Origin of the sequence: Flexivirga alba, assembly GCF_042661025.1 — a bacterium.
In the GTDB taxonomy this organism is placed as follows: domain Bacteria; phylum Actinomycetota; class Actinomycetes; order Actinomycetales; family Dermatophilaceae; genus Flexivirga; species Flexivirga alba.
In genome coordinates this window covers 2,051,467-2,078,414 of the sequence record NZ_JBHSWH010000001.1, presented here as the reverse complement: position 1 = coordinate 2,078,414, position 26,948 = coordinate 2,051,467, and the positions used below count along the sequence as shown (strand labels likewise).

General features: G+C 66.8%; 25 protein-coding genes. 8 read left to right on the top strand and 17 right to left on the bottom strand.

Annotation, left to right across the window (positions count from 1 at the left end):
- Positions 1 to 9: 9 nt before the first annotated feature.
- Positions 10 to 1,461, bottom strand: a complete 1,452-nt coding sequence (locus ACFQDH_RS10290; RefSeq protein ID WP_382400965.1) for an NAD(P)/FAD-dependent oxidoreductase — start codon at positions 1,459 to 1,461, stop codon at positions 10 to 12.
- A gap of 181 nt (positions 1,462 to 1,642) precedes the next feature.
- Here ACFQDH_RS10290 and ACFQDH_RS10285 point away from each other — a divergent pair, with 181 nt between their 5' ends.
- Positions 1,643 to 2,572 (top strand): FHA domain-containing protein, encoded by a 930-nt coding sequence (locus ACFQDH_RS10285; protein ID WP_382400963.1) that lies wholly within the window; start codon positions 1,643 to 1,645, stop codon positions 2,570 to 2,572.
- Between the two features lie 108 nt (positions 2,573 to 2,680).
- Positions 2,681 to 5,260, top strand: a complete 2,580-nt coding sequence (locus tag ACFQDH_RS10280; RefSeq protein WP_382400961.1) for an FHA domain-containing protein — start codon at positions 2,681 to 2,683, stop codon at positions 5,258 to 5,260.
- 27 nt (positions 5,261 to 5,287) lie between these two features.
- Here the strand turns inward: ACFQDH_RS10280 and ACFQDH_RS10275 are convergent, their stop codons facing one another.
- From ACFQDH_RS10275 to ACFQDH_RS10205, 15 genes are all read right to left on the bottom strand, one after another.
- Positions 5,288 to 6,124 carry an ABC transporter permease gene (locus tag ACFQDH_RS10275; RefSeq protein ID WP_382400959.1) on the bottom strand — a complete coding sequence of 279 codons (837 nt, stop codon included), beginning with the start codon at positions 6,122 to 6,124 and terminating at the stop codon, positions 5,288 to 5,290.
- Entirely contained in the window at positions 6,121 to 7,071 is a 951-nt protein-coding gene (locus ACFQDH_RS10270) for an ABC transporter ATP-binding protein (protein ID WP_382400957.1), read from the bottom strand. The genes ACFQDH_RS10275 and ACFQDH_RS10270 overlap by 4 nt, the downstream gene beginning before the upstream one ends.
- Positions 7,055 to 8,182 carry a LolA family protein gene (locus tag ACFQDH_RS10265; RefSeq protein ID WP_382400955.1) on the bottom strand — a complete coding sequence of 376 codons (1,128 nt, stop codon included), beginning with the start codon at positions 8,180 to 8,182 and terminating at the stop codon, positions 7,055 to 7,057. Before ACFQDH_RS10265 ends, ACFQDH_RS10270 begins: the two co-directional genes overlap by 17 nt.
- Positions 8,183 to 8,251: 69 nt before the next feature.
- On the bottom strand, positions 8,252 to 8,764 hold the full coding sequence (gene smpB, locus ACFQDH_RS10260) for an SsrA-binding protein SmpB (protein WP_382400953.1): 513 nt from the start codon (positions 8,762 to 8,764) through the stop codon (positions 8,252 to 8,254).
- A gap of 122 nt (positions 8,765 to 8,886) precedes the next feature.
- Positions 8,887 to 10,209, bottom strand: a complete 1,323-nt coding sequence (locus ACFQDH_RS10255; RefSeq protein ID WP_382400951.1) for a peptidoglycan DD-metalloendopeptidase family protein — start codon at positions 10,207 to 10,209, stop codon at positions 8,887 to 8,889.
- Positions 10,210 to 10,219: 10 nt separating this feature from the next.
- Positions 10,220 to 11,857, bottom strand: coding sequence for a permease-like cell division protein FtsX (gene ftsX, locus ACFQDH_RS10250; protein WP_382400949.1), 1,638 nt, complete (start codon positions 11,855 to 11,857; stop codon positions 10,220 to 10,222).
- A 145-nt stretch (positions 11,858 to 12,002) separates the two neighbouring features.
- Positions 12,003 to 13,121 (bottom strand): peptide chain release factor 2, encoded by a 1,119-nt coding sequence (gene prfB / locus ACFQDH_RS10245; RefSeq protein WP_382400947.1) that lies wholly within the window; start codon positions 13,119 to 13,121, stop codon positions 12,003 to 12,005.
- Positions 13,122 to 13,188: 67 nt separating this feature from the next.
- Complete coding sequence (locus tag ACFQDH_RS10240) at positions 13,189 to 13,926, bottom strand: AAA family ATPase (RefSeq protein WP_382400945.1); 738 nt, start codon at positions 13,924 to 13,926, stop codon at positions 13,189 to 13,191.
- A 46-nt stretch (positions 13,927 to 13,972) separates the two neighbouring features.
- Complete coding sequence (locus tag ACFQDH_RS10235) at positions 13,973 to 14,452, bottom strand: hypothetical protein (protein ID WP_382400943.1); 480 nt, start codon at positions 14,450 to 14,452, stop codon at positions 13,973 to 13,975.
- Positions 14,449 to 14,928 carry a pilus assembly protein gene (locus ACFQDH_RS10230; RefSeq protein WP_382400941.1) on the bottom strand — a complete coding sequence of 160 codons (480 nt, stop codon included), beginning with the start codon at positions 14,926 to 14,928 and terminating at the stop codon, positions 14,449 to 14,451. The genes ACFQDH_RS10235 and ACFQDH_RS10230 overlap by 4 nt, the downstream gene beginning before the upstream one ends.
- 10 nt (positions 14,929 to 14,938) lie before the next feature.
- A complete protein-coding gene (locus tag ACFQDH_RS10225) occupies positions 14,939 to 15,352 on the bottom strand; it encodes a TadE/TadG family type IV pilus assembly protein (RefSeq protein ID WP_382400939.1) in 414 nt (137 codons plus the stop codon).
- A gap of 3 nt (positions 15,353 to 15,355) precedes the next feature.
- Complete coding sequence (locus ACFQDH_RS10220; RefSeq protein WP_382400937.1) at positions 15,356 to 15,577, bottom strand: hypothetical protein; 222 nt, start codon at positions 15,575 to 15,577, stop codon at positions 15,356 to 15,358.
- Between the two features lie 36 nt (positions 15,578 to 15,613).
- Entirely contained in the window at positions 15,614 to 16,546 is a 933-nt protein-coding gene (locus ACFQDH_RS10215; RefSeq protein ID WP_382400935.1) for a type II secretion system F family protein, read from the bottom strand.
- Complete coding sequence (locus ACFQDH_RS10210; RefSeq protein WP_382400933.1) at positions 16,543 to 17,406, bottom strand: type II secretion system F family protein; 864 nt, start codon at positions 17,404 to 17,406, stop codon at positions 16,543 to 16,545. Before ACFQDH_RS10210 ends, ACFQDH_RS10215 begins: the two co-directional genes overlap by 4 nt.
- A gap of 16 nt (positions 17,407 to 17,422) precedes the next feature.
- Entirely contained in the window at positions 17,423 to 18,646 is a 1,224-nt protein-coding gene (locus ACFQDH_RS10205) for a CpaF family protein (RefSeq protein WP_382400931.1), read from the bottom strand.
- A 287-nt stretch (positions 18,647 to 18,933) separates the two neighbouring features.
- Between ACFQDH_RS10205 and ACFQDH_RS10200 the strand changes: the two genes are divergently transcribed.
- Positions 18,934 to 19,656 (top strand): FHA domain-containing protein, encoded by a 723-nt coding sequence (locus ACFQDH_RS10200; RefSeq protein WP_382400929.1) that lies wholly within the window; start codon positions 18,934 to 18,936, stop codon positions 19,654 to 19,656.
- The gene (locus ACFQDH_RS10195) at positions 19,653 to 23,168 is read left to right on the top strand and encodes an FtsK/SpoIIIE domain-containing protein (RefSeq protein ID WP_382400927.1); all 3,516 of its coding nucleotides are present in this window, start codon (positions 19,653 to 19,655) and stop codon (positions 23,166 to 23,168) included. Before ACFQDH_RS10200 ends, ACFQDH_RS10195 begins: the two co-directional genes overlap by 4 nt.
- Positions 23,169 to 23,219: 51 nt before the next feature.
- On the opposite strand, the gene ACFQDH_RS10190 is transcribed toward ACFQDH_RS10195, so the two are convergent.
- On the bottom strand, positions 23,220 to 23,363 hold the full coding sequence (locus ACFQDH_RS10190; RefSeq protein ID WP_382400925.1) for a hypothetical protein: 144 nt from the start codon (positions 23,361 to 23,363) through the stop codon (positions 23,220 to 23,222).
- Positions 23,364 to 23,446: 83 nt separating this feature from the next.
- Here ACFQDH_RS10190 and ACFQDH_RS10185 point away from each other — a divergent pair, with 83 nt between their 5' ends.
- The 4 genes from ACFQDH_RS10185 to ACFQDH_RS10170 all read left to right on the top strand — a co-directional run bounded on the left by ACFQDH_RS10185 (position 23,447) and on the right by ACFQDH_RS10170 (position 26,853).
- Positions 23,447 to 24,475, top strand: a complete 1,029-nt coding sequence (locus ACFQDH_RS10185; protein ID WP_382400923.1) for a TOTE conflict system archaeo-eukaryotic primase domain-containing protein — start codon at positions 23,447 to 23,449, stop codon at positions 24,473 to 24,475.
- A 332-nt stretch (positions 24,476 to 24,807) separates the two neighbouring features.
- Positions 24,808 to 25,782: a DEAD/DEAH box helicase gene (locus ACFQDH_RS10180; protein WP_382400921.1), complete on the top strand. Its 975-nt coding sequence runs from the start codon at positions 24,808 to 24,810 to the stop codon at positions 25,780 to 25,782.
- 25 nt (positions 25,783 to 25,807) lie between these two features.
- A complete protein-coding gene (locus ACFQDH_RS10175; RefSeq protein ID WP_382400919.1) occupies positions 25,808 to 26,554 on the top strand; it encodes a DUF433 domain-containing protein in 747 nt (248 codons plus the stop codon).
- Complete coding sequence (locus ACFQDH_RS10170; RefSeq protein ID WP_382400917.1) at positions 26,554 to 26,853, top strand: PIN-like domain-containing protein; 300 nt, start codon at positions 26,554 to 26,556, stop codon at positions 26,851 to 26,853. Before ACFQDH_RS10175 ends, ACFQDH_RS10170 begins: the two co-directional genes overlap by 1 nt.
- The last annotated feature ends 95 nt before the right edge of the window (positions 26,854 to 26,948 follow it).

Below are 26,948 nucleotides of genomic sequence, written 5' to 3'. Positions count from 1 at the left end.
CTCAAGGCGTCAGGACGGTTGGTCGCCGGACTTGCGCGAACGCTCGGGCATCGGGCGCCCAGCACTCAGGCGCAGCTTCGGGTCGAATTCGTCACCGAGCTGCTTCAACGCGCTGCGGGCGAAGATCTGCTGCTCGGTCGCCGTCCGCTCGCCACGCGAGCGGCCGAGGAACGACACCGCCCAATGGAAGAACGTCCCGATCTGGCTCTTGAATCCGATGATGTACCAGAGGTGCACGCCCAACCACATCAGCCAGGCGAGGAAGCCCGACATACGCAGCTTGCCGACGCTCGCGACCGCGCTGAACCGCGAGATGGTCGCCATCGATCCCTTGTCGAAGTAGTGGAACTTCGGGTCCGTCGCGTCGCCCTTCAGGCGGTGCAGGATCTGCTTGGCCGCGAACTTCCCGCCCTGTATGGCGACCTGTGCGACACCGGGCAGGTTGTCCAGCGAGATCATGTCGCCGACGACGTAAACCTCCGGGTGACTCGGCAGCGTCAGGTCGGGGTTGACCGAGATGCGGCCCGCGCGATCCAGGTCGGCGCCGGTCTGCTCGGAGAGGGTCTTACCGAGGCTGCTGGCCTGCACACCCGCCGCCCAGACCTTCGTCAGCGCAGGGATCTGCACCGTCTCGCCCGACGCGTTGCGGTATTCGATTCCGGCCCCGTCCACGTCGGTGACCATCGCGTTGAGCCGGACGTCCACGCCCATCTCGAGCAGTCGCTTCTTGGCCTTCTTGCCGAGCCGGGAGCCGAAGCTGCCCAGCACCTGGTCGGCGCCGTCGAGCAGGATCACGTGCGCCTTCTCGGCAGCGATGTGCCGGAAGTCGTGCGGAAGGGTGCGACTGGACAACTCGGCGATCTGGCCGGCCATCTCGACACCGGTGGGCCCGGCGCCGACGACGACGAAGGTCATCAACCGGTCGAGGTCCTCGTCGCGCCCGGATGCCGCTGCCAGCTCGGCGAGCTCGAAGGCGCCGAAGATGCGCGCTCGCAACTCCAGTGCGTCGTCGATGCTCTTCATACCGGGCGCGAACTCCGCGAAGTGGTCGTTGCCGAAGTAGGACTGCCCGGCACCGGCCGCAACGATCAGCGAGTCGTAGTCGTAACTGGTCCGGACCGTGAGGGCGGACGCGGTGACGGTCTGCGCCTCCAGGTCGATGTCGGTGACGGTGCCGAACGCGACCTCGACGTTCTTCTGCTTCGCGAGCACCTCACGGGTGGTCGGGGCGATCAGTCCTTCGGACAGGATCCCGGTCGCCACCTGATAGAGCAGCGGCTGGAACAGGTGGTAGGCCGTCGTCGAGATCAGCGTCACGTCGACGTCTTCACCGGCAAACTTGCGCGCTGCGAAAAGGCCACCGAAGCCCGAACCGATGATCACCACGCGGTGCCGGTCGGTGGGCAGATGCCCGTGTGCTGGGAGTGGGTCTTCCTGGCGGACGGGGGTTGACTCGGTCATCGGCACCTGCCTCTTGTCGACGAAACTACGACTGGGTTGTGTGGCTGGCTCCCACCTCTCAGGTTAGTCGAACCAGACGGCCCGGTTTTCGTCGCGGGTTACGCTTGGGCACTGTGTGCGTAGGTCACGTGGCCGACCTCATACCCTCAGCAGTGCGTGCCAGATCCAACGGAGGCTTTCGATGAGCAACCCGTACGACCCCTCGCAGCCGGAATACCAGCAGCAATGGGGTCAATCGCCGAACCCGCAACAGCCCGGTCAGGGGTATGACGCGGGCCACGCGCAAGGTGCGCCGCAGCCTCCGCCATACGAGCAGGACCAGCAGTGGGGTGCGCCGCAGGGCAGCCAGCAGTGGGGGCCGCCGCAGCCCGAGCCGCCGCAGCCGACTCAGATCGACTGGAGCTCCGCACCGCCGCAGGCGGACCAAGCTCCCTGGCGCGGACCGGCCGCGTTCGCGCCGCCGGCCCCGGCTCCGCAGGCACCGCCCGCTCCCGAGCCACAGCAGTTCGCTCCCCCGGCCGGCCACGACCAGCCCTGGGTCTCCGGTGGCACCGCGCAGACCGCGCAGGAGGTCGCCGATCAATGGCACTCCTCGCAGGAGGCGCAGCAGGGCGCCGCGCCCCAGCCGTTCCAGGCCTCGCCCGCTCCGGTCGCCGAGCACTACCAGGCACCGGCCGAGCAATACCAGCCACCGGTCGCCGACTACCAGGCACCGCCGCAACAGCAGGCGCCCCAGCAACCAGCGCCTCCGCAGCAACAGCAGCAGTGGCCGTCGTATGACGCCCCGGCGCAGCAGGACACGTCGTTCAACGAGGCCGCGACGGTCACGACGCCCGCAGTGCAGGAGCCGGCAGCCGAGCCGGAGCCCGAGGCGCTGACCATCGGCCGCGGCCGCGAGAACTCCATCGTGCTCGACGACATGCTCGTGTCGCGGCACCACGTGCGGATCACCGCGGACTCCGACGGACTCATCCTGGAAGATCTCGGCAGTCGCAACGGAACCTACGTCAATGGACGGCGCGTCGAACGCACGCACTTGTCGGAGGGCGACCGCATCGGGATCGGCGCGGCGACCTTCGAAGTACGCGATGGGTGGCTGTTGAACGTCTGAGCAGTCGGTCCTCGATAGGGTGCACTCAATTTGAGTCACCCGAGGGACGAACCGAACGTCGGGTGCGCCGGTAAGGGGACGCAGCGACGCTGCGCCGCATCGACATACATGGGGGCAGCAGCCATCGCTACCAACTTCGCCGTCAGAGTCAGCTGCGAGGGCCGCACCGTCTCGTTGGACTCGGGGCAGACCCTCGTGGTCGGCCGCGGCCTCGACTGTGACCTGGTGATCACCGACGCGCTCGCATCGCGTAGACACGCCCAGTTGGAGCTGAACGGCAGCCAACTCACTGTCAGTGACCTGGGCAGTTCCAACGGCACCTTCCTGGACGGGGCCAAAATCACCGGGCCGATGACGGTCGGGCCGGGCAGCACGCTGCGGATCGGCGGCGCCGCCGGGCCGGAGGTGCGCTTCGAGTCAGCACCGGCGAGAGCAATGGTCCGCACCCCGCAGGCACTCGCCGGCCACAGCGAGCGGGAACCTGCTCCGACCGCCGCGTCCGCGGCCGGGGTGTCGCTGCCGGCCCACCCGCAGGCCCGTGTCGCGAGCCAGCCGTTGCCGACCCGTCCCAAGAAGCAGCGCGTCGCGCTCCCGTCGGCGCCCAGCAACACCGGTGTCGTCTTCGACCGCTACTCACTACCCAGCGGCCCGATGGAGCAGCGCGCACCCATCAACCGGTCCGGTCACGCGACCGTCACCGGCTCCGTGCCGCAGGTCCTGCCGGTGGATTCCGGTCCGGCCGGCAGCCATGGTGGTGCCATCACGATCGGCCGCGGCCTGGAGAACCAGATCGTCGTGGACGACCTGCTTGCCTCCCGTCAGCACGCTCGCCTGGTTCCGGCCCGCGGCGGGTATGACGTGCAGGACCTCGGCAGCCGCAACGGCACCTACGTCAACGGTCAACGCATCACCGGCGCCCACCTCGGCGAAGGCGACCTGCTGGCCGTCGGCCACTCCCGCTTCACCGTCCGGCACGGCCAACTCGTCGCCAGCGTCGACGAAGGCGACGTCAACTTCGTGGCCAACCACCTCAGCTTCACGCTGCCGGACGGCAAGAAGCTGCTGGACGACGTCTCCTTCGCCCTGGAGGGTTCGAGCCTGCTGGCGATCATCGGCCCGTCCGGGGCCGGCAAGTCGACGATGCTCAAGGCGCTGATCGGTTCGCAGCCGGCCACCGAGGGCGAGGTCTACTACGACGGTCGAGATCTCTACCAGAACTTCCAGGACCTGCGACATCGCATCGGTGTCGTTCCGCAGGACGACGTCGTCCACCGGCAACTCACCGTCCAGCAGGCACTGCGCTTCGCCGCGGAGTTGCGCTTCCCGGACGACCTGCCCAAGGAGTTGCGGGAGCAACGCGTCGACGAGGTAATGGCCGAGCTCGGTCTCACCGAGCATGCGCACACCCGCGTCGACAAGCTGTCCGGTGGCCAGCGCAAGCGCACCTCGGTGGCACTGGAGTTGCTGACCCAGCCGTCGCTGCTCTTCCTCGACGAGCCGACCTCCGGTCTCGACCCGGGTCTGGACAAGCAGGTCATGCAGACGCTGCGGCAGCTGGCCGACGGAGGCCGCACCGTCGGCGTCATCACACACAGCGTCGCCAACCTCAACGTGTGCGACAAGGTGTTGTTGCTGGCTCCCGGTGGCAAGGTCGCCTACTTCGGCCCACCGAACGAGATGCTGTCGTTCTTCGGCAAGGACGACTTCGCCGACATCTTCACCTCGGTCGTCGCCGACCCGAACGGTGCGCAACGGCACTTCAAGGAGTCGCCGCTGGAGGACGAGCAGGTCGAGGGCCCGCTGAGCGCGCCACGACGTGAGCCACCGCCGTTGGAGAAGCCGCCGCGGCAGCAGAGCATCCCGTCCCAGCTGTCGACGCTGGCCAGGCGGCACGTCCGCGTCATACTCGCCGACCGCGGGTATTCCGTCTTCATGCTCGTGCTGCCGATCGCGCTCGCTCTGGTGGCGATGCTGGTGCCGGGCGACTTCGGGCTGAAGCAGCAACCGCCGATCGGCCGCAGCCCGGGAGACGTGCACTTCCACACCACCGAGCCGCTGCAACTGCTGGTCTTCCTGATCATCGGCGCGGTGTTCATGGGCACCGCCGCGACGATCCGTGAGCTGGTCGGCGAACGCGCGATCTACCAGCGCGAGAAGGCCGTCGGGCTGTCGCCGCAGGCCTATCTGGCCGGCAAGCTGACGATCTTCGGCGTGCTCAACCTGCTGCAGTCGATCCTGATGGTCGGGCTGGTCAGCATCCGAAAGCCGATGCCTGACAGCGCGATCCTGCTCGGGTCGCCGATGCTGGAGATCATCGTCGCCTGCTGGCTGACGGCGTTCGCCGCGGCCTCCCTGGGTCTGCTGTTGTCCAGCGTGGTCAAGACCTCCGAGCAGGCCATGCCCGCGCTCGTCATCTCGATCATGGCGCAGCTGGCGCTGTGTGGCGGGCTCTTCCCGGTCAACGGCCGGCTCGGCCTCGAGCAGGTGTCCTGGCTGACGCCGGCCCGTTGGGGGTATGCCGGATCGGCAGCAACGACGGACGTCCGCAACATCCTGGCGTCGCAGACCGATCCGTTGTGGAAGCACTCCGCGGGCGTCTTCATCCTGGAGATCGCGATGTTGCTCGTCCTCGCCGCCGTGTATGCCGCGGTCACCCAGTGGCGCCTGAGCCGCAAGGTCGTGGACTGACCACTGCGCGGAGCCGACGCGAACGACTCAACTGGTGATGTCTTTGCCGTCGAAACGGGCCCAGGCGGCGAGCAGGCACACCACGATGTAGCCGAGCGCGACGAACACGCCGTCGCGCACCGTGCTGAAGTCGGGTGGGTTGCGCATCAGGTCGGCGAACGCCGTCCAGCGATGCACCAACAGCCACGGATGCAGCCAGGCGATCTGCGGGATTGCATCGAGCACCCACATGGTGGCCGTCACGATCAGGACCGCGACCGTCGCCGCGATCGGTTGCTCGGTGAGGGTGGAAACGAACAGACCGAGTGCGCCCAGGGCGCACAAGCCGAGGGCGATGTATGCCGTGGAGATCAGCAGCCGCCACAGGCCCGTCCCGAGCGGGATCTGATCGCCCGACAGCGTGGTGAGCGGCCCCGTGCCGAAGAGGAGTATGCCGACGACGGCACTGACGACCGCTACGGTGAGCGCCGCAATGATCGAAGCTGCAGTGATGCCAAGGTATTTCACGACGAGAACTCGGGTGCGTCCGGCCGGGACAGTCAGCAGGTAGCGGAGTGTGCCGGCGTGGGCCTCTCCCGCGATGGCGTCGCCGGAGACCATCGCAATCGCAAGCGGGAAGAACAGGGTGAGCTCGAAGGTCAGCGCGGCAAACGCCAGGAACACACCGTTCCCGACGATTTGGTCGACGAAGTTCGGCGGTCCGTCGCCGCGTGGGTTGCTCTCGGTGAGCCGCACGGCCACGCCCAGGCACACCGGAAGTGCTGCGAGCACGAGCAGCCCGGCCTGGTTGCGACGTCGGCCCATGATGAGGCGTAGTTCGGAGAGGAAGAACCGGCCGATCGCGGCCTGGCCGGTGCTACTCATGAACGCACCTCGAAGCCTTCGCCGGTGAGTGACACGTAGAGGTCCTCCAGACTGGGGCGGTCGATCGCAAACCTCCGTAGCCGGACTCCCGCGCCTGCGAGGGCGGCCGAAATCCGCTCTGGCGGTTCGGTTCCCGGGGTCCCGGTCACAACGTCGCCATCGCGTTGAACCTGACCGATGCCTAGCCGGGCGAGAACCTGCGCGGCCTGCTCCGGATCCGGCGTGTGCACGACCAGCTGCGCAGTCTGGGTGGACCGCAACTCGTCGATGCTCCCCTGCGCCACCAGCTTCCCCGCACGCATCACGCCGATGTGCGAGCAGATCTGTTGGATCTCGGCGAGCAGGTGGCTGGAGATCAACACGGTGATGCCGTCGGCAGCCAGGGTGCCGACCAGGTGCCGCACTTCCCGGGTGCCCTGCGGGTCGAGACCGTTCGTGGGCTCGTCGAGCACCAGCAGATCGCGGGGTGCGAGCAACGCCGCTGCGATCGCGAGCCGCTGCTTCATGCCGAGCGAGTAGGCCCGAAACCTTTTACCCGCAGCCGGTTTCAGACCGACGCGGTCAAGCGCCTCATGGATGCGTTGGTCGCTGGTGGACGCGTCGGAACGGGCGTCCGCAGCGTCGAGGCGACGCAGGTTGGCCATCCCGGACAGATGCGAATGGAATGCCGGACCTTCGATCAGTGAACCGACCCGGTGCAACGCCGTGGTGAGTTCCGCAGGCATCGGGTGGCCCAGGATCTGGTGGTCACCCGCTGTGGGAGTTATCAGGCCGAGCAGCATCCGGATCGTCGTCGTCTTGCCGGAGCCGTTCGGGCCGAGGAAGCCGTAAACGCTGCCGGTCGGCACCTGCAGGTCAATCCCGTCGACAGCGCGCTGTGAGCCGAAAACCTTTGCCAGGTCTCGTGTTTCGACGGCGTATGAAGAGGAGTCAGCCGAGGGCGGCATACAACGTCGCCGGTTGGACCGCGCCGACGGCGAAGTGGCCGTCGTCGGTGATGACCGCGCTGAACAACGCCGTGTTGAGCAGGTGACCGCTGCCCCAGCTGCCGGAGACCTTCGGCAGCAGTTTCAAGGCGCTCTGCAGGGTCGAATTCTTAGTGTTCGCAGTCGAACTCGTCGGCGTGGTCCCGACGAGCACCGACGACCACGCCGTGCCGACGACCTTCGGTGCGGTCGTCGGCTTGGCCGGCTCGGGCACCTGCTTGGCGTGCGAACCGGCGGCCGGAGCCGACTTGTTCGTCACCTTCGAACCGGGCGGCGGCGTGAAGTCGAAACGGCTCGCCGGCGGCTTGCTGAAGCTGATCGAGCTGAAGCCGACATTGATCGCCGGGCTGGTGGCACCGCGGGCGAAAACCTCTGCCCGCAAAGGAATCTGGTGGTCCGCGTCGATGGCAATGCGGACCGAGCCGATCTTGGTGTTGCTGGTCTTCGGGGTGAGGACCAGCTCGTATGCCGCGCGTCCGGCGACCCGGTCGTTGCTGGTCGTCGTCACAGCAGTGGTCGGATCGAGCATCTTCAGTGCCCAGGCAGCGACGTTCTCCGGGGTGCGTAGCTGTGCGGGATTCGGGGTCGCGCTCCCTGGTTGCATCGCCGGACCGTGCGGCATACCACCGGATTTCGCCGTCGGCCCGTCGATGTGCAACACGGACTTGTCGGCGCTCTTCCAGATCCACAGACCCTTGGTGTTCGTGATGAGGTCGGTCTCCGCCGAGTCACCGATCACGGCGACGCGCGCGGACCGGTCGCCGTCATACCAGACCTTCGCCTGGTGCGTGGCGCTGAGCAGGTTGATCGGGTTGGTCGGGTCACCAGCTGCGACGCCCGACGGCAGCTCGGGCAGGCCGAGGGACATCTTCGCGGTGACGGTGCCGGACAGGGCCACCGGCTTGGCACGTTGCACGTTGGTCAGCAGTTGCGCGGCGCTGCGCGGCGGCAGGTTGGTGGAGGCGTTCGCGGGCCAGTGAGCGGCGACCTGCGAGCCGGCGATGATCATGGCGAGGGCGGCCCCCGGTGCTACCCAGCGAAGCACGGGGCGACGGCGCAATGGCGCGTTCATCAACCGATCGTAAGCCGCTCGACTGTGAATCGCCTCATAAAGGAGACCTCCTGAGCCGGCGCGCAGCGGTCAGCGTGCCTGACTGTGAGCCTGGCGCACTGCACGTGACATGGCGCGCTCGGCCTCACGATTGTCCTGCCGCTCGCGCAACGTCTGGCGCTTGTCGTACTGCCGCTTGCCCTTGGCAAGCGCGATCTCGACCTTGACCCGGCCGTCCAGGAAGTAGAGCGACAGCGGGATCAGCGTGTGCCCGGCCTCGGCGCTCTTGCCGATCAGCTTGTTGATCTCATGCCGGTGCATCAGCAACTTGCGACGCCGCTTGGTGGAGTGATTGGTCCAGTTGCCATTGATGTATTCGGGGATGTGCACGTTTTCCAGCCACAGTTCGCCGTGGCGCTCGTCGGCATACCCGTCGATGAGCGACGCGCGCCCCATGCGCAGGCTTTTCACTTCGGTGCCGGTCAGTACGAGGCCGGCTTCGATGGTGTCCTCGATCAGATAGTCGTGCCGCGCCCTGCGGTTGGAGGCTACGACCTTCTTGGCCGGCTCGTCCTTCGCGGACTTCTTCGCTTTCTTGGCCATGGAGCTTATTCTGCGGTCCCGCGCAGGGCAGCAAGCTGCCTGCGCGACCGCAGCTCAAGCGCCCTGTGCTTGTTCGCCATCAACTTCATCCCAACAGTCTACGGAGCGAGGGCAACCGGGTTTCAGCTGATGTACGGGATGGGGTTGACCCAGCGGCCGTTGGCCATCACACCGAAGTGCATGTGACACCCGGTGGACCGGCCGGTTGAGCCTGAGTACCCGATCAACTGGCCCTTGCTCACGTGCTGGCCGGTGCGCACGACGGCTGCGCGCTCGAAGTGTGCGTAGTAGCTGGCGATGTTGGCACCGCCGATGTAGCCGTGGTCGATCAGCACGAAGTTGCCGCCTGCGCTGTCCCAGCCGGTGCTGGCGACGGTGCCAGCGCGTGCGGCGTGCACCGGAGTGCCGCAGGGGTACGGGAAGTCGTCGCCGGCATGCAGCATGCTGATGTGCAGGACCGGGTTCACCCGCATCCCGAAACCGGACACGATCGATCCGATGGCGCCCGGGGCGGCGAGGACCCCGCCGCCCCGCGCGGCGCCAGCTCCGCTCGACCGCGCGACCGGTGGTGTTGCCTGGCGGGTCGCCGTCTCCCGCGCACGTTTCGCGGCCTTGGCCGCAGCGATGTTGCGCTTGCGGATGATGGCGGCCAGCCGGTTGGACTCCTTCTTCTGTATGGCGAGGTTGGCCAGCTCGATCTTCTTCTGCTTCTTCAGCGTGTTGCGCTGGTTGGTTTGCTTCTTCTGCAGTGACACCAACGAATTGCGTGCATTGGTGGCCGAGGTCTGCGCCGTTTTCGCCGAGGTCTGCGCATTGGTCGCCTTGATGGTCAGGGTCGCGATGCGCCGCCGGGCGGCGCTGAGTCGGTCGCCCGCCGCCGTGCCATTGGCCTGTTCACTGGCCAGCGTGCTGAGCACTCCGCCCTGTTGCCGCATCACCATGTCCGCGACCGACAGCTGGGAGGTGACGTCACCGCGACTGGTCAGGACGTTGAGGGTCAGTTGCAGGTTGCCCAAGCCGCCGGACATGTAGCTCTGTCGGGCGATTCCGCCGACGAGCACCTTGGACTTGGCTTGTTGGACCTTGTTGGTCGCCAGCGCGCTCTGGTTCTTGCTCTCGTCCGCCTTGGCGATCGCCAGCTCCGAGCGCATGTCCTGCAGGTGGTTGTTGGCCTTGGTCAGCGTGGTGTTGGCGGACTTCAGCTTCTGCTGGGCGCCGGCGACCTTCTTGTCGGTCTGCACCAGCGCGTTGTTGACCTTGACGAGGGCGGCCGACGTGTCGTCCAGGTTTTGCTGTGTCGCAGCGACCTTGCCGTCGGCCTTCTTCTTCTGGTCGTTGACATCGGCCGAGGCCGGCGCGGCGATCACGGTGGACATCACGGCGAGCGCGCACGCCCCGGCGACGAGCCGCCCGCGGCGGAGTGAATTGCGGTTGTACGACGACATACCCGACTCCTCAGACCCTCAGATAACGACGCAAGGTGATCCATGCAGTGGCCAACGCGATCACGATCGCGCCGGCGAACAGCCAGGGAGCGAACTCCCATACATCCCCGGTGCCGATCATGCTGACCAGCTCACCGCTTGACGATCCGCTGCTGTTGAACAAGCCCTCGACGCCGTAATGCACCAGGGCCCAAAGGAGTCCGACCGCGAGACCCGCGCCGACGAGCGTCGCCAGCAGGATCTCCAGGACGAACGGCAGATAGATCACCGTTGACGACGCACCGACCAGCCGCATGATGCTGACCTGCCGTCGCCGCGTATAGGCGACCTGACGAATCGTGGTGGTGATCAACAAGATTGCGCAGATGACCATCACGACCGCGAGAGCGACCGCGCCGACGCTGATCACCTTCAGCAACTTGAAGAAGGTGCCGAGCACGTTGCTCTGGTCACTGACCGCTTCGACGCCGGGTTGTCCGCCGAACGACGCCACGACCTCGTTGTACTTGTTGGGGTCCGACAGCTTCACCCGGTATGACGAGGGCATCGAGTCGGCGCTGATGTCCGACATGTAGGGGCTGTGCTTGAACTGCTGCTTGAAGCGGTCGTACGCCTGTTGCGCACTCTCGTAGTAGACGTGCTGCACCAGCGGCTTCATGCCGTCCAGCTGGCTCTTGACCTGCTCCTTCTGGGCCTGCGTCGCGGCCCCGTCGGCACAGGACTCGGCCTGCGTCGACTGCGGCGTGCAGAAGAAGATCGAGACCTGGACCTTGTCGTACCAGAAGCCCTTGGCGACGGTGACCTCGCGCTGGGCGAGCAGGCCGGCACCGAGGAAGAAGAGCGAAACCATCGACACCAGCACGACCGAGACGATCATCGAGGCGTTGCGACGGATGCCGTTGCCGACCTCGCCGAGCAGGAATGTCAAACGCATCGGATCAGCCCTCGTCCCGCTCGGGGAAGCCTGCGAGACGTAGCCGCCGCGGGCTTCGTCGCGCACGAGTGCGCCGTCCTTCAACTCCAGCACCCGCTTCTTGAAGACATCGACGATGCCCTGGTCGTGCGTTGCCATGACGACGGTCGTCCCAGTCTTGTTGATGCGGTCGAGCACACTGACGATCTCGGTGCTCGTCTCCGGGTCGAGGTTGCCGGTCGGCTCGTCGGCCAGCAGGATCGGTGGCTTCTTCACCACGGCGCGCGCGATCGCGACGCGCTGTTGCTCGCCACCGGACAGCTCGTGGGGAAGCCGGCCCGCCATACCATCCAGGCCGACGAGGTCGAGGGTCTCGGGGACCAGTTGCTTGATCTGGTGGCGCTTGCTGCCCAGGACCCGGAGCACGAAGGCGACGTTCTGATAGACGGTCTTGCCCTCCAGCAGTCGAAAGTCCTGGAAGACGACGCCGATGTCGCGTCGCAACGCCGGGACCTTGCGCTCCGGCATCGGGACCAGGTCACGTCCGGCGACCAGAACCGAGCCCGACGTCGGGGTGATCTCCCGAGTGACCAGTCGCATCAGGGTCGACTTGCCCGAGCCGGACGCACCGACGACGAAGACGAATTCACCCCGATCGATGTCGAGGCTCACGTCGTCGAGAGCGGCCGAGCCGCGCGCGGCATACCGCTTGGTGACGTGCTCGAATCGAATCATGTGGGACGGTAAGCCTTTTCGGGGGTCAGGTCGGTCAAGTCACACTGGCCGCAACAAGGTATGCCGGGGGCCGCCGCCGATGGGTCAGGCGCGCCCGGAAGTCACAAAATCCTCAGGAGTCACAAGGTTCGGTATGCCGAGCCGGTCAGGCTCCGGCGTTGGCCTTCTCCTGGCCGCGCTTCCAGCGGATGCCGGCCTCCATGAAGTCGTCGATGTCGCCGTCGAAGACCGCATCGGTCTTGCCGACCTCGTGCTCGGTGCGCAGGTCCTTGACCATTTGGTAGGGGTGCAGCACGTAGGAGCGCATCTGGTCGCCCCAGCTGGCCTTGATGTCGCCGGCCAGTTCCTTCTTCTCCGCGGCTTCCTGCTGCTGGCGGATCAGCAGTAGCCGGGACTGCATGACCCGCAGCGCGGCGGCGCGGTTCTGGATCTGCGACTTCTCGTTCTGCATCGACACGACGGTGCCGGTGGGGAGGTGCGTCATACGGACGGCGGAGTCGGTGGTGTTGACGCTCTGCCCGCCGGGCCCGGAGGAGCGGAAGACGTCGATCTTCAGCTCGTTCTCGGGGATCTCGATGGAGTCGGTCTGCTCGATCAGCGGCACGACTTCGACCGCGGCGAACGACGTCTGCCGGCGACCCTGGTTGTCGAAGGGGCTGATCCGGACGAGGCGGTGGGTGCCGGCCTCGACCGAGAGGTTGCCGTAGGCGTAGGGCACGTTGACCTCGAAGGTCGCGGACTTCAGGCCGGCCTCCTCGGCATACGAGGTGTCCATGACCTTGGTCGGGTAGCCGTGCCGCTCGGCCCAGCGCAGGTACATACGCATCAGCATCTCGGCGAAATCGGCGGCGTCAACGCCACCGGCTCCGGCGCGGATGGTGACGACCGCTTCGCGCTTGTCATATTCGCCGGCCAGCAAGGTGCGGACCTCGAGTTCACCGACCGCTTTGTGCAGGCCGCGGAGTTCCTTCTCGGCCTCGGCGAGCGTGTCGGCGTCGTCTTCTTCCTGCGCCATCTCGACGAGGACTTCGAGGTCGTCGATGCGGCTGTCCATGGTCTCCACGCGCTCGAGCTCGTGGTTGGCGCGCGACAGCTTGCTGGTCACCTGCTGGGCGTGCTCCGGGTCGTCCCACAGGTCGGGGGCGCCGGACTGCTGCTCCAGGTCCGCGATCTGGGTGCGCAGGGTGTCGAGGTCCGTCACCTCACGGACGGTGCCCATGGTGGTGCGCAATGCCTTGATCTCGGCGGGAAAGTCAGTAGCCACAACCCAAGAGCGTACGGCGTCGGCAATCGCGTGGCGCCAACGCACCGTGCCGCCGTATGACGAAACCTCACTCCAGGTGTCGCAGATACCGCTGCGGCGCATCGCAGAAGTTGCGGTAGTGCATGACCAGCTCGAGGTCGCTCCACGAACGTGGGTGATAGCCCTCGTCGTCCAGTTCCAGCAGTGTCGCGCCGGGAAGACTCGCGATGACGGGCGAGTGTGTCGCGATGAGGACCTGCACGCCGTCTTCGCGCAGCATCTCCATCAGCTGACCCACCAGCCGCAGCTGAGCCGTGAACGACAGCCCCGCCTCGGGTTCGTCGAGCACGTAGAAGCCGTCCCCGCGGAACCGGCCCGTCTCGAAGAGCGTGCGGAATGCCTCCCCGTGACTGAGCCGATGAAACTCCGGGTCTTTGGTGTGACTCTCCCGACGGGTGCTGTCCAGGAAGGTGAAAAGCCCATGTGTCGTCTCCGCGCGCACGAAATATCCCCAGCGTGACGCGCCGGCACCACGGACGAGGCGGAGCCAGTCGTGTAGCGGCGACTCGCTGCGCCAGGTCGTGTGCATGGCGCCGGTCGAGCCGCCCTCGCCATTCATCCCGAAGGCCATGGCGATCGCCTCGACGAGAGTCGACTTGCCGGTGCCGTTCTCACCGACGAGCACCGTCGCCTGACTCAGCTCAAGGCCGTCCCGAAGGAGCTGCCGCACCGGCGCGAGCTCGGTCAGCCAACCCGGCTCGATCGGCGCGTCCGGCCGCACCTCAACGCGTCGCACCGGCGTCGGCGTCAGCCACTGGTCTGCCACGATCGACAGGCTACGACGACGTGGCAGCCGCGCCGTGGGCTTTCCGTCAGTCGACGTGAGCGCGGGCGCGCGACTGCACGGTGATGTGGACGTCACCGAATATGCCCGACATGATGCCGCCGAGCACCGGCGGATGCACCACGGCCGAGACGCGCACGACCGCGGTGCGTGAGTCCTGTGCTCCGGTGCCGTCGGAGACCCGCCAGCCCATGACGTGCGCCGGGACGTCCTCGCGAGCCAGCGTCGCACCGGCCGACCGCTGGACTGACTGATCCGAGAGCGCCAGCTCGGAGCCGACACCACCCTTGTAGAGGCTGCTCTCGTCGACCGCGTCCGCGGCGTTCGCCGCAGCCGCATCGGCCGCGTCAATCACCTGCATCCGCGCGAGTTGTATGGCGGTGACGTTGACGCCGCCGACGATCAGCACCGCAAGGATGCCGAACAACCCGGCGATCAGCAGGACCACCCGGCCCTGCTCGTCACCGCGGCGTGGCAAGCGCGACCGCAGACGCCGCAGCACTCTCATCGCCGCGCTCGGTAGTGGTCGACGACTTCGACGTGCCGGGAGTGCAGGTGGATGCTCGATGGCACGACGCCGCGCAGGAAGTCCGGGATCAACGGCAACTCGACGTCCAGATCGGAGACGCCCCGGATGACCGAGTCCGGACTCAGGCATGGCTGCTTGCTGCAGCTCATCTGAACGGAGCCCTCTCCGGGGAAACCCTGGTCCGCGAATGCCATCGATGCCGCAGCCTGCGATCGGGCCTGCCCGGAGGCATCGGTGGGAGCGGTCACGAACATCCGGGACGACTCACGTGCGGCGGCCGCGACGGCATACGTTCCGGCCTGCAGCCTGGCCAGTGTGATGACGAGGTAGAAGACTGGCAACGTCAACAACAAGCCGATCACGATGAACTCGATCAGCGCGCTCCCCTGGTCGTCGGCGGCGTTCAGTCGCTGCCGCAACCGCCGGGCCAGCGCTGTCTGCCGCAGGCCTTTCATGCCGCAAACCTCATTGCGCCTCCGCATAGGCACGTCCGGACACGGTCAGCGACTGCGACGGGCCGAAGGGTCCGACGATCGGTAGCGGCGCACGCACGGTGACCTTGACGACCTGCGCGCCGCCCTCGATCTCGGTGGTGGCCGAGACGTTGGACGCGTATTTGTCGGCGAGACTCGCGCGGATCAGCTCGGCTGCGCGCTGGGCGCCCATGGCCGGTGTCGCATCGGCGCGGGCTCCGTAGCGTGCGCCTTCGGCGGCGTTCTCGATCAACGTGTTGCGCACGTAGAGCGAGAATCCGACTTGAAACGCCGCGAGGAAGAAGATCACCACGAGCGCGCCGACGAGTGCGAATTCAGCTGTGGCTGAACCGCTTTCGTCGCCCAACAGGTGGTGCCGAACGTCGCGCGGGCGGTGTGCCCGCACGCCCTACTTCTTTCCGGTGACGCCGTTGACCGCACTGCTGAACAGCGTCGTGAGCGCATCCTGCGCGGTGGCCCACAGCACGGTGACCAGACCGGCAGTCATGATCGTGATCAGCACCCAACCCGGCACATCGCCACGCTCGCGGTTGTCGGCATCGTCGATCCGTTCCTGCAGCGCCTGCACTGCTCGAACAGTCCGCACCTGCAGTTTCGCGATGACGGTCATGTTTCCTCCTGAGGATGAAATGTGTTGTGTGACGGGTCAAATGGACATGTTGAGGAGCCCGAGGCCGGGGAAGATCGCGAAGAGGATGGTGACCGGCAGGACAAGAAAGACGACTGGGACCATCATCATCAGCTCCCGGCGACCGCCGAGCTCGATGAGTTGTTGCTTGCTGGAATCGCGGGCGTCCTGTGCCTGTGCCCGCATGACATCAGCCAGCGGCGTCCCGCGCTCCACCGCAATCACGACGCCATCCACGAACCGCGCCAGGCTCGGCACACCCGAGCGGTCGGCAAGTCCCTGCAGCGCTTGCGGCAATGACGAGCCGGACCGAGCGTCGACCAGACAGCGGGCGAGCTCGCCGGACAGCTCACCGGACGAGAGGTTCGCGACGCGTTCCAAGGCTGCGGCGGCACCCTCTCCGGCCGTGACCGCAAGCGCGAGCATCTCTGCAACGGCAGGGAATTCGGCAAGGATCTGTTGCTCCCGCCGCTCCGCCGCACGGGTCAGCATCTGGTCACGGGCGACGACACCGGCCGCGAACGCGATCAGCAGGATCACGATCGCCCGCACCGGCGAACCGCCACCGCCGACGAAGGTCAGCGACACATAGCAGCCGCCGACCACCATGGCGACGATCCCCCACAGTGCCTGCTGCGCACGGAAACCCTCGAGGTCCGGCGGCTGCCCGGCCCGCTCAAGGCGGACGCGAACCGAAGTCGCACCGCCCAGGACATGGTCGACGAAACCACCCAGTCGCCGCAGCAACGGTGCGAGGACCTGGTTGACGTCCAACCGGTCGGTCGGCGTCGACAGCAGACGCGACGGCATCGGAGCGTCGCTGACATATGGCTCGATCCGGGAGGTCAGGTCCGGCTTGCGGTGCATCGGTAGTCCGACATACATCAGCAGCATCCCGACGCCGGCGACCAGCCCGAGCAAGGCGCCGAACCAGGCATAAGTGGCGATCACCGCAGCACCCGTGCTTCGACCGGGAGTCGTCCGATGCGGCGCATGACGCGGTAGGCGACGAAGGTGACGGCGGTGCCGATGATCAGTACGACCACTCCGCTCGGCTGGCGGTATGCCGCGAGCGAATCCCCACGAGTTGCCAGCATTGCCAACACGATCCACGGAGCAGCAACAGCAAGCCGGGCAGCGTTGACCGTCCACGACTGACGCGCTTCGAGCTCGGCGCGAGTGCGTGCGTCCTCGCGCAGGAAGGTCGACAGGGTGCGCAGCAGCTTGCCCAAGTCGGTGCCACCGACCTCGCGGGCGATCCGCAACGACTCCACCAACCGGTCCGCGACCGGGTCACTCAGCCGTGCCTTCAACGCATCGAGGCACTCGTGGAACCGTCCCGTCGCGCGGTAGTCGTGTGCGAAGTCGGCGAAGGCCGGGCGTAGCTCTTCCGGACCGCGAATCGCCAACTGCGACAATGACTCCGGCAACGCCAGGCCGGCCCGCACTGCGGACGCGATGTGGTCGACTACGTCGGGCCACAAGTCGCGCAACTGGCTGCGCCGGCGGCGTGCCTTGCCGCGCACCACTGCGATCGGGCCGTATGTCGCAATCGCTGCGAACGCCACCGCGATCGCGGGCACCGCGGTCGCAGCCATCACGATCATCAAGACCACTGCACCGAGCGCGCCGGACATCCAGAGCAAGCGGTTGAGCGTGAGTCCGTTGATGGCGGACTGCACGACCTCATCCTCGAGCTGGTCGCGCAGGGTGGTGCGCGACCGTTTCGCGGGCCTCTCGTCTCGCGGCCAGAACGACCACCAGATGCACAACAACCCCGCGCCGAACATGAGCGGCAGAACGGTGTTCATCGAATCGGCCGCTCACTCATCGGTCCGCCAGCAACTCGGCGACGTCATACCCGGCCCGGTGGAACTGCTCCTCGTGCGTAGGGAAGCCGCTCCCCCGCACCAGCCGACCATCGCGCTGCACGAAGATGTCTGCGAGTTCGACGACGTCTCCCTCAACCCGGCCTGGGACCGCGACGATCTCGCGCACTCGGCGCGTGCCGTCCCGGTCCAGGGCGATCTGGACCACCAGGTCGATCGACGCGGCAACCGTCGGCACGACGAAGGTCGAGCTGACGTTCGGGCCTGCCAGCAACGGCAGCGTGCACATCTTGACGATCGCCTCGCGAGCGGAGTTGGCGTGCAACGTCGCCATACCCGGCAGTCCGGAGTTGAGTGCGATGAGCAGGTCGAGGCTCTCCTCCTGGCGGACCTCACCGACGACGATCCGCGACGGACGCATCCGCAACGCTTCCTTGACCAGCCGGCGCAACGGGATCTCACCGGTGCCCTCCAAGCTCGGCTGGCGACACTGCAACGCAGCCCAGTCGCGCAGGCTCAGCTGCAACTCGAAGACTTCTTCGCAGGAGACCACTCGCTCCATCGACGGTATGGCGCTCGCCAAGCAGTTGAGCGTGGTGGTCTTGCCGGCCTGGGTGCCGCCGGAAACCAAGATGTTGAGCCCTGACGCGACGGCCGCGCTCAGGAAGCGAGCTGCGGGCGTCGTGATCGTGCCGAGCCGCACCAGATCGTCCAGGTGACGGGCGCGTGCCACGAACTTGCGGATGTTGATCAGCCAGTGGCTGCGGGTGATGTCCGGGATGGCCACGTGCAGGCGGCTCCCGTCCGGCAAAGAGGCGTCGACGAACGGTGACGAGAGGTCGATGCGCCGGCCGCTTGGCTTGAGCATCCGCTCCACTAGCGTGCGCACCTGCTCGGAGGTCAGGATCGTCGGCGTCAGCTCCGAGACGCCGTGCCGCGCCACGAAGACTCGCTCCGGCTCGTTGATCCAGATCTCCTCGATCGTCGGATCGTCCAGATAGGGCTGCAGCGGCCCGTAGCCGAGAACCGCATCGAGAACTCGCTGGGTGGCCTTCTCGCGGTCGCCGAGGGGCACCATCCCGCCGTGGAGGCTGCGCTCCTCGTAGTCCTGCACCGCGTCGCGCACGAGTCCGTGCAGGACCTGCTGGTCACGAGCAGGGTCAAGCCGCTGCCGACGGATCAGCTCGCGGATCTCGTCTTCGATGACATCTGCGCCATCCATCGGACACCTCCCCTGAAACTTGCGCTCACGTCCGCCGGTGAACTTGCATATACAACACAGGAAACGACCAGGTATGTCGGTTAGGGCGAAAAGATTTACCAACGCCATACCTTCTTGACCAACCACTGAATAGCTACCCGGTGTTACTGCACTTACGGGTGTGGGCAAATTTGCTGGTGCCGATCGATCTCCTCCGAGCATGTCCCACTCGGACGTCTCGTGGACGTTATCCACAGTCCGAACCGCGGGAACAGCAGCTCGCCCGCCGACCGGCCAACAATCACCCCATGACCGCATCGTCACCCGAACCTCAGAACGTCTCCAGCCGCACGATCCGTCTGCACCTGGTGGGCTCCTGCCCCGAGCCCGTCATCGTCTGCCTGCGCGTCCCGGAGGGCACCGCGTGGGCGGCCGCTCGCGACGCGATCAACGACTGCGGCATCACGATCCCCGATCAGTTGTATGCCGGCGACCGACCCATGAGCGACGACACCGAACTCGGAAGGCAGCCGCTGGTCAACGGCGCGCAGCTGAGCGCCCGGCCCACCGCCCCCGAGTCCCGTCATCTCCTGGAGCTGGTCGTCACCGAGGGCCCGGAGGTCGGGGCGCGCACCGCCCTGGGAGTTCAGGTGCAACGGATCGGGCGGGCGCCGGCCAACACGCTGACGCTGCAGGACCCGGACCTGTCGCGCACTCACCTGATAGTCGGGCTGGACCAAGGTCGGGCGATGGTCTCCGATGCCGGATCGACCAACGGCAGCCACATCGACGGCCGATCACTGGCCGCCGAAACACCGACCGAGCTACGCGCCGGACAACGGCTGCGAGCCGGGTCCACAACCTTTGCGCTGGAGCGCTCCCTGACCGTCGACGACGCGGTCGCCACGGACGAGTCGTGTCGCGTGCCCTTCCAGCGAGCCCCCGAATCCCTTTGCAAATACTCGAAACAACGCTCGAACGACCAACGAAGCCCACCCCTCCTGAACGACACAAACTGCCGTGGCCGGTGATCGTCCTGCCCGCGATCCTCGCGATCGCCATGGTCGTCGTCATGCGCAACGTGATGTTCCTCATGTTTGCGTTTCTCGGTCCGGTGATGATGATCGGCCAGCACATCTCCGAACGGCAGGGCGGATCGAGCAAGGCCAAGACACAACGCGCGGAGTATGCCGACAAGCTGCGTCGCTTGGACGACGACAAGAAGTCCGCAGTGGAGACCGAGCTCGGCCTCCGGCGCCGGCTCGCACCGCCGATCAGCGACACCCTGCGCGCGGCGACAGCGCGCGACGGCCGGCTCTGGTCACGCTCACCGTCGCACCACGACTACCTACACTGCAGGGTCGGCACGGGCCGCATCCCGAGCAAGGTGCAGGTCTCGGGTGGCGGCAGGAGTAGCGAAACCCTGTCGCTGACGAATGCGCCGATCACGTTCTGCCTCAACGACTCCCGTGTGGTCGGGGTGAGCGGCCCGGTCGGCGAGCGGGCCAGAATGGTGCACGGACTGCTGCTGCAGTTGGCGACCTGGCAGTCGCCGCACTTCCTGCGCATCGTCGTCGTGAGCGACACAGCAGCGGCGCGCGCTCGCTGGTCCTGGGCGGCGGCGCTGCCGCACGTGACCGGAACACCACACTCCGCGAGCAGCATCGTCGACCTCGAGACCGACGAAAGCGCCTGCACTCGAATGCTTTCCGAGCTCCTTCCCGCGAAGGAGGACGCGGTCTCGCTGCGAAACGACGATCCTGCGGTCGCGACGGTCGTCATACTCGACGACTGCGCGCGGCTCGGCAACCGGCCCGAGGTGACCGCCCTGCTGCGCGACGTCGAACGCTCGGGCGTCGCGCTGATCGCGGTCGGTGACGCCGCTGACCTACCGGCGGAGTGCGACGTATCCATCCATGTCAGGAGCAGCACCGCAGTCACGGTCACCGGGGCAGTGAACGCCGACGGTTGCCCGGACCTGCCGAAGCTCACCCTGACGCGGGCCGTCGCCACCAGGCTGGCCGGCATCTGCGACGCGACACCCGACGTCAACTCCGGCTCGATCCCGGACCGCGCTGCGCTGCTGGATGTATGGCGCACCGGCGGATGCGACGCGACAGACCCCACCAGCGTCGCCGAGCAATGGCGTATGGCGCCACGGTCAACCGTCGCCCCGCTGGGACTCAGCGGAGACGGCGTGCTGCGGATCGACCTGGCCACCGACGGCCCGCACGGCCTGATCGCGGGCACCACCGGAGCGGGCAAGTCGGAGTTGCTGCAGAGTCTCGTAACGTCACTGGCGCTCGCGAACCGGCCGGACGAAATGGTCTTCGTGCTTGTCGACTACAAGGGCGGCGCCGCCTTCCAGGACTGCGCCGGCCTCCCGCACACGGTCGGCCTGGTGACCGATCTCGATGCCCATTTGACCGCGCGCGCACTCACCTCCCTTGGTGCGGAAGTGCGGCGCCGCGAGCAGATCCTCGGCGCGGTCGGCGCCAAGGACATCGAGGATTACCAACGCATTTCGGATGTCTCACCGCTGCCTCGACTGGTTCTGGTGATTGATGAATTCCGGGTCCTGGCTGAGGAGATGCCCGATTTCATCTCCGGGCTGGTCCGGCTCGCCGCCGTGGGTCGTTCGCTCGGCATACATCTGGTGCTGGCGACGCAGCGACCGGCAGGTGTTGTGTCGGCCGATATACGGGCCAATGTCAACCTGCGGATCGCGCTACGAGTGCGCGACGGCGCAGACTCGCAGGACGTGATCGATGCCGCTGACGCGTCGCAGATCCCGGCAGCGTTGCCCGGGCGGGCGATCGTGCGCACCGGTGGTGGACGGCCGGTCACGTTCCAGACCGCGCGGATCGGCGGGTGCAGCTCGGGCGACGGTGCTGCCATCGAGGTGTCGGTCGCCGACACCGGTGGTGGTGTGCCGATTCGACGGACCGCCTTGATGGAGTCCGAGGGGCCGACCGACCTGCGCCGGGTTGTCGCGGCGATCGCCGGCGCCACCGACAAGCTGGCGATCACGGTCCCTGAGTCGCCCTGGTTGCCGCCCTTGCCGGCGGCAGTGACCACCGACGAGCTGCACGGGGCGCCATACGGGATCAGCGGCCAGCGGTCCGGACAGGAGGCAATTCCGTTCGGGCTGATGGATGTTCCGCAGGAACAGCTGACCCGACCGATCGCCTGGGATCTGGAGTCCGACGGGCATCTGGCCATCGTCGGTGGACCGCGCAGCGGCCGGACGTTCCTGCTGCGGACCATCGCAGTCGCCGCCGCGCAACGCTGGCCGAACGCGGGTTTGGCCATCTATGTGGTCGACACCGGGTCGAACCTCGGCGCACTGAGCGCGCTGCCACAGGTCGGCGCGGTCATCGAACGCGACGATGCCGGCCGGATCAACCAACTGATCCAGTGGTTGAGCGGCGAAATACGCTCTCGCCAACAGCAATTCGCGCGCGACGAAGTCAGTGGATTTTCGGAGCACCTGCGGTCCGGCGGCACGCTGCCACGCATCCTGCTGCTCATCGACGGCTGGGAGACCCTGACCGAGATCAGCGAGGAGACCACGCTGGGACGGCTCACTGACGAGCTGCTGCAGCTGCTGCGAGACGGCTCCGCCGTCGGGTTGTATGCCGCCGCCACCGGCGGACGCACCCTGGCGACCGGCCGGGTGGTCAGCAGTTTCCCATGCAAGCTGGTGCTGCGCCTGGCCGATACCGGTGACGCGGTCCTGCTCGGGATGCGTGAGACGGACTTCCCCGAGTCGATGCCAGCGGGTCGCGCGCTCGTCTGTCCTGACAAATTCGAGTTGCAGGTGGCGACGCCGATCGCGGATCTGACGGGAGCTGTTGTCGCGCAGCATATTTCGGCCCTTGGCAAGCAGATGAGCGCGAACGGGGTGCAGCGGTTCGCGCCCATGCCGGAGCTGTGCAGGCGCACCGATCTGCCGAGCCCCGACGGCCAGGTGATGCTCGGCATCGGCGGCACCGACATCGCACCCGTCGGGCTGCCACTTGGCAGCTTCCGCGAGCTGGCAGCCCTCGTTGCCGGTCCACCGCGCAGCGGGCGCAGCACCACACTCGTGACGATCGCCCACCAACTCGCCGACCGGCCGGTGTGCTGGATCTCCGGGCACGGCGCCGCACCGCACCTGCCGCCATACACCGAGGTCCTTGACCTGACCGACCCCAACGTGTTCGCCGCTTGGCTCAACCAGCACCCCGGCGGCGCCGTGCTGGTGGACGACATCGACGAACTGATCGGATCCCCCGTCGACGACCTGCTGACCGACTACCTGCAGCACGGCCGCCGGCACGGCGGGATCGTCTGTGCCAGTGGACGATCCGACACGTTGGCCAACGCCTACCGCGGCGCAGTGGCCGAGCTGCGCCGCAACCAGACCGGCGTCATCCTGCAGCCCGGCCGCCGCGACGGTGACCTGCTCGGCGCGACACTCGGACCGGCCGGTCGCCCCGTTCCGGGACGCGGGGCCCTCGTCATACGCAGTCGGGCCGTGCCGATCCAGATTGCGGCCTGATCTACCCATGACTGAGCGGCCACGCCGTGGATCCTTGCTGGTCGGTCAGCGTCAGCCGTCGGGCCTGGTCAGCGTGATGCCGTCATTCTGCTGAACGAACTGACTGACCATCGGGTTGCCGTTGACCGGCGAGATGATGGCGCCACCGTCGTAGGTCGTGTCGCCGAAACCGGTGATCGTGACGTCTTTCGCCACCGTTATCGATTCGTGATCCTGCTCATCGCTTCGACCAGCGCTCGCCATCGGTGCAAATTGATGACCACCTGCACAATCGAGATATGCCCGATCACGAGCGGGAGATCGACGCACTCCGCCAGGAGAACGCGCGCCTACGCCGACTCCTGAAGCTCACTGATGCCGAACTCACGCCAACCCGCGGCATGCAAGGCGCCTGGTTCGACCAAGCACCCGGGTCGATCGACGCGCACGCGCCGCCGGAGGCGAAGGTCGCTTTCTACGCGGCGCTCTTCGCCGCACGTCGCGACGTCTACGCAGTGCGCTGGGAGAACGAGCGACACGGGACGTCCGGCTGGGTCCCGGCTGTTGAAGGCGGCTGGCGCAAGCGCACGTCCGAAGCTCCTCGATATCTGCCCCTGACGCCGGAGGTGCTGGCCGCGCACCTGAGTGGGAAGATCCACATAGGGCTCTACCCAATGCTCGCTGGAAACCAAACGTGTTGGTTGGCAGCCGATTTCGACGGTACAGCCGCTATGTTGGACGCGCTTGCCTATCTCAAAGCAGCCCGAGCGGTCAACGCGCCCGCCGCCCTTGAGATCTCTCGGTCCGGCGTCGGCGCCCATGTGTGGATCTTCTTCACCGGCCCGGTCGGCGCGGCCGCGGCCCGCAAGCTGGGCACGGCACTCGTGCGTGAGGCGATCGCCATCCGGGGCCGGATGGACCTGAGTTGCTACGACAGGCTCTTTCCATCTCAGGACGTCCTCCCTGGCCGTGGTCCGGGCAACCTCATAGCGGCGCCACTGCACGGCCGTTCGCGCCAGCTCGGCGCGACGGTCTTCCTGGACCTTGCGACCCTCGAACCGTGCGTGGACCAGTGGGAGTACCTGTCAACGCTCGACCGTCTCACACCTGATCAGGTCGACAAGCTCGCAGCGCGCCTGCACGAACCCCAACTCGGACCCCGCGTCACCCGAACTCACCCCGCTCAGTCAACACAGACGCAACCGCGGTCGGCTCCGATCGTGCACGTCCGCCTTTCCGGCGGCGTCAGCATCCCAGCCGCAGAGCTGAGCCCCGCCCTGTATGCCGCCCTCAAGCACGCCGCCTCGACGTACAACCCGGAGTTCTAGGCACGACAGCGCCGCCGCCAGTCCACGTGGAACACCCCTCGGATCATTACGTCGTACGACGAGACCCTGGACGCCCATCTCATCCTTCCGCGCGGACTCGCAGACACGGCACGAGCGTTGATCGCCGAGGCCGGCAGCCGGATCGAGATCGATGACCGCCGCATCGACGGTCCAAATCTCGAACTGTCCGCACGGATTGATCTCAGTGCGACGCAGCAGAGCGCTCTCGCTGAGCTGCTGGCCCATGACATCGGGGTGTTCGACGCCCCGCCCGGGTCCGGCAAAACCGTCGTGGCCTGCGCTCTTGCAGCGCACCGAAATGTCCCACTCTCGTGCTGGTCGACCGCAAGACCCTCGCGGACCAATGGCGCACACAGATCCGAGACCTGCTCGACACCAAATGCGGTCAGCTGGGTGGCGGCCGGTCCAAGCTCACCGGCACCATAGACGTAGCGACGTTGCAAACACTCTCCCGCAGGTCCGGACTCGACGAGATGCTGCGGGCCTACGGACTCGTCATCGTGGACGAATGCCACCACGTGCCGGCCGCCGCATTCGAATCCGCGGTCCGGTCGATCCCGGCCCGCTACTGGCTGGGCCTGACCGCGACGCCCTACCGACGCGACGGACTTGATGACCTGATCGGCTTCCAGCTCGGGCCAGTCCGGCACCGCGTCGAGCATGCCGACCCAGACACGTTGCCCGGCGTCGCATCGGATCGCCCGCGGCCGGAACTCATCATCCATCCAACGCACTTCCGGTTCGAGGAGGACATCGACGTGTCCGTCCCTGGCGCCATCGCGAGCGTCCACCGCGCTCTCGCCGAGGACGAGCGACGCAACGAACAGATCGTCGCCGACGTGCTCGATGCTCACGCGCAGGGTAGGCACTGTCTCGTGCTCACCCAGCGCACCGCGCACGTGGACCTCCTCGCCGAGATCCTGCACACTCGCGGCGCGCAGCCTGTCGTACTCAAAGGCGGCATCGGTGCTCGCCGCCGCGCTGCCGAGATCGAGCGTCTCGTCCCCACCGAAGAGGGTCCCGCGCTCCTTGTGGTCGCCACTGGCCACTTCGTGGGCGAAGGGTTCGACTGCCCCGCTCTGGACACGCTGTTCCTAGCCGGACCGGTGTCGTTCCGAGGACGGGTCGTGCAGTATGTCGGACGCATCATGCGCTCCCACCCGGGCAAGACGACGGCTGTGGTCCACGACTACCACGACGTCGAAACTCCCGTGCTGGCAGCGGCACTCGCCAAACGCGCACCTGGCTACACCAGCCTCGGCTTCCCCAATCCTCGATCGGGATGAGACGCGACCCACTCGGTGCCAGACGATGCTCTCGTCGCACCGGCCGGTGCGACGAAGGACGGCCGTCAGCACAAAGTGCCAGGATGTGCAGATGAACAGCTCGCTTCTCGATCGTGCGATCTACTCCTACCGGGACGTGGATCGGCTCGTCGGCTTGCACTCCGGCACCGCGCGACGGTGGCTCGAAGGCTACGAGCGGGCCGGGCGCTCTTACGAACCCGTGCTTCGCCCGGAGCCGACTGCAAGCGATTCGGTGACATGGGGCGAGATGGTAGAGGCACGGCTGCTCGCCGAATATCGCAGTCGCGATGTTCCCGTCCAGCGACTTCGCCCTGCGATTGTCAAGCTGCGCGAGGAGTTCGGCCAATACCCGCTCGCCCGAGCTCGGCCATTCCTCGACGTCGAGGGCCGCGAGCTGGTACGTCTGGTGCAGGACAGGGTTGGCCTCGACAAGCAGTCACAGCTCGTCGTGCTGCGCAACGATCAACTTGTGCTCGCGCCGTGGACCGAACGATTCCGATCAGCTGTCGAATACAGCGATGACGTCGTTTCCCAGCTGAGACCGACCGCTCGAGCTCCCCATGTCGTGATGGACCCGCAGCACGCGTTCGGACAGCCCGCCATTCGCAACGTGCGTACGGAAGTGCTGGCAGAGGATTTCCGCGCTGGGACTAGCCCCGACGACCTCGCCGACCTTTACGATCTGTCCCCGGCGCAGGTCGAGGAGGCCATCCGATTCGAGCTGATCGCCGGAGCCGATCGCGTCGCCTGATGAGCCCACAGCCCGGACCGGTGTATTTCGCCGATGAGAACACCCTTGGTCTCGGCAAGCTGCTACAGCGAAGCGGCCGCGTCGATGTGCGATATCCAGGGCACGAGGATCTTCCTGAGATCCCCCTTGGAACCGCGGATCTGGACTGGATGCCTGTGGTGGCAAGACTCGATTTCGTCGTCCTGACTCGGGACAAGCACATCCGGACACGACAGCCGAGCTACGGGTCTACCGCGAGCATGGCATCCGATCGGTGTGGCTGGGGGCGAAGCAAGATCTCGGACCGCAGGATCAATTGAACCTGTTCCTGAGGCACGAACTCCGGCTCCAACGCGAGATCATCAAACGCGGCGCCGGACCATGGGCCCTCGCCATGAGCCCCTCCGGCATACGG

Excerpts from the sequence above, each read along its gene's own strand:
- ACFQDH_RS10210 (WP_382400933.1), bottom strand. The coding sequence starts at position 17,406 with ATGAACACCGTTCTGCCGCTCATGTTCGGCGCGGGGTTGTTGTGCATC.
- ACFQDH_RS10265 (WP_382400955.1), bottom strand. The coding sequence starts at position 8,182 with ATGAACGCGCCATTGCGCCGTCGCCCCGTGCTTCGCTGGGTAGCACCG.
- ACFQDH_RS10270 (WP_382400957.1), bottom strand. The coding sequence starts at position 7,071 with ATGCCGCCCTCGGCTGACTCCTCTTCATACGCCGTCGAAACACGAGAC.
- ACFQDH_RS10255 (WP_382400951.1), bottom strand. The coding sequence starts at position 10,209 with ATGTCGTCGTACAACCGCAATTCACTCCGCCGCGGGCGGCTCGTCGCC.
- ACFQDH_RS10170 (WP_382400917.1), top strand. The coding sequence starts at position 26,554 with ATGAGCCCACAGCCCGGACCGGTGTATTTCGCCGATGAGAACACCCTT.
- ACFQDH_RS10200 (WP_382400929.1), top strand. The coding sequence starts at position 18,934 with ATGACCGCATCGTCACCCGAACCTCAGAACGTCTCCAGCCGCACGATC.
- ACFQDH_RS10235 (WP_382400943.1), bottom strand. The coding sequence starts at position 14,452 with ATGAGAGTGCTGCGGCGTCTGCGGTCGCGCTTGCCACGCCGCGGTGAC.
- ACFQDH_RS10285 (WP_382400963.1), top strand. The coding sequence starts at position 1,643 with ATGAGCAACCCGTACGACCCCTCGCAGCCGGAATACCAGCAGCAATGG.
- ACFQDH_RS10175 (WP_382400919.1), top strand. The coding sequence starts at position 25,808 with ATGCTCTCGTCGCACCGGCCGGTGCGACGAAGGACGGCCGTCAGCACA.
- ACFQDH_RS10280 (WP_382400961.1), top strand. The coding sequence starts at position 2,681 with ATGGGGGCAGCAGCCATCGCTACCAACTTCGCCGTCAGAGTCAGCTGC.
- ACFQDH_RS10220 (WP_382400937.1), bottom strand. The coding sequence starts at position 15,577 with ATGACCGTCATCGCGAAACTGCAGGTGCGGACTGTTCGAGCAGTGCAG.
- ACFQDH_RS10275 (WP_382400959.1), bottom strand. The coding sequence starts at position 6,124 with ATGAGTAGCACCGGCCAGGCCGCGATCGGCCGGTTCTTCCTCTCCGAA.
- ACFQDH_RS10290 (WP_382400965.1), bottom strand. The coding sequence starts at position 1,461 with ATGACCGAGTCAACCCCCGTCCGCCAGGAAGACCCACTCCCAGCACAC.
- ACFQDH_RS10230 (WP_382400941.1), bottom strand. The coding sequence starts at position 14,928 with ATGAAAGGCCTGCGGCAGACAGCGCTGGCCCGGCGGTTGCGGCAGCGA.
- ACFQDH_RS10185 (WP_382400923.1), top strand. The coding sequence starts at position 23,447 with ATGCCCGATCACGAGCGGGAGATCGACGCACTCCGCCAGGAGAACGCG.
- smpB (WP_382400953.1), bottom strand. The coding sequence starts at position 8,764 with ATGGCCAAGAAAGCGAAGAAGTCCGCGAAGGACGAGCCGGCCAAGAAG.
- ftsX (WP_382400949.1), bottom strand. The coding sequence starts at position 11,857 with ATGATTCGATTCGAGCACGTCACCAAGCGGTATGCCGCGCGCGGCTCG.
- ACFQDH_RS10205 (WP_382400931.1), bottom strand. The coding sequence starts at position 18,646 with ATGGATGGCGCAGATGTCATCGAAGACGAGATCCGCGAGCTGATCCGT.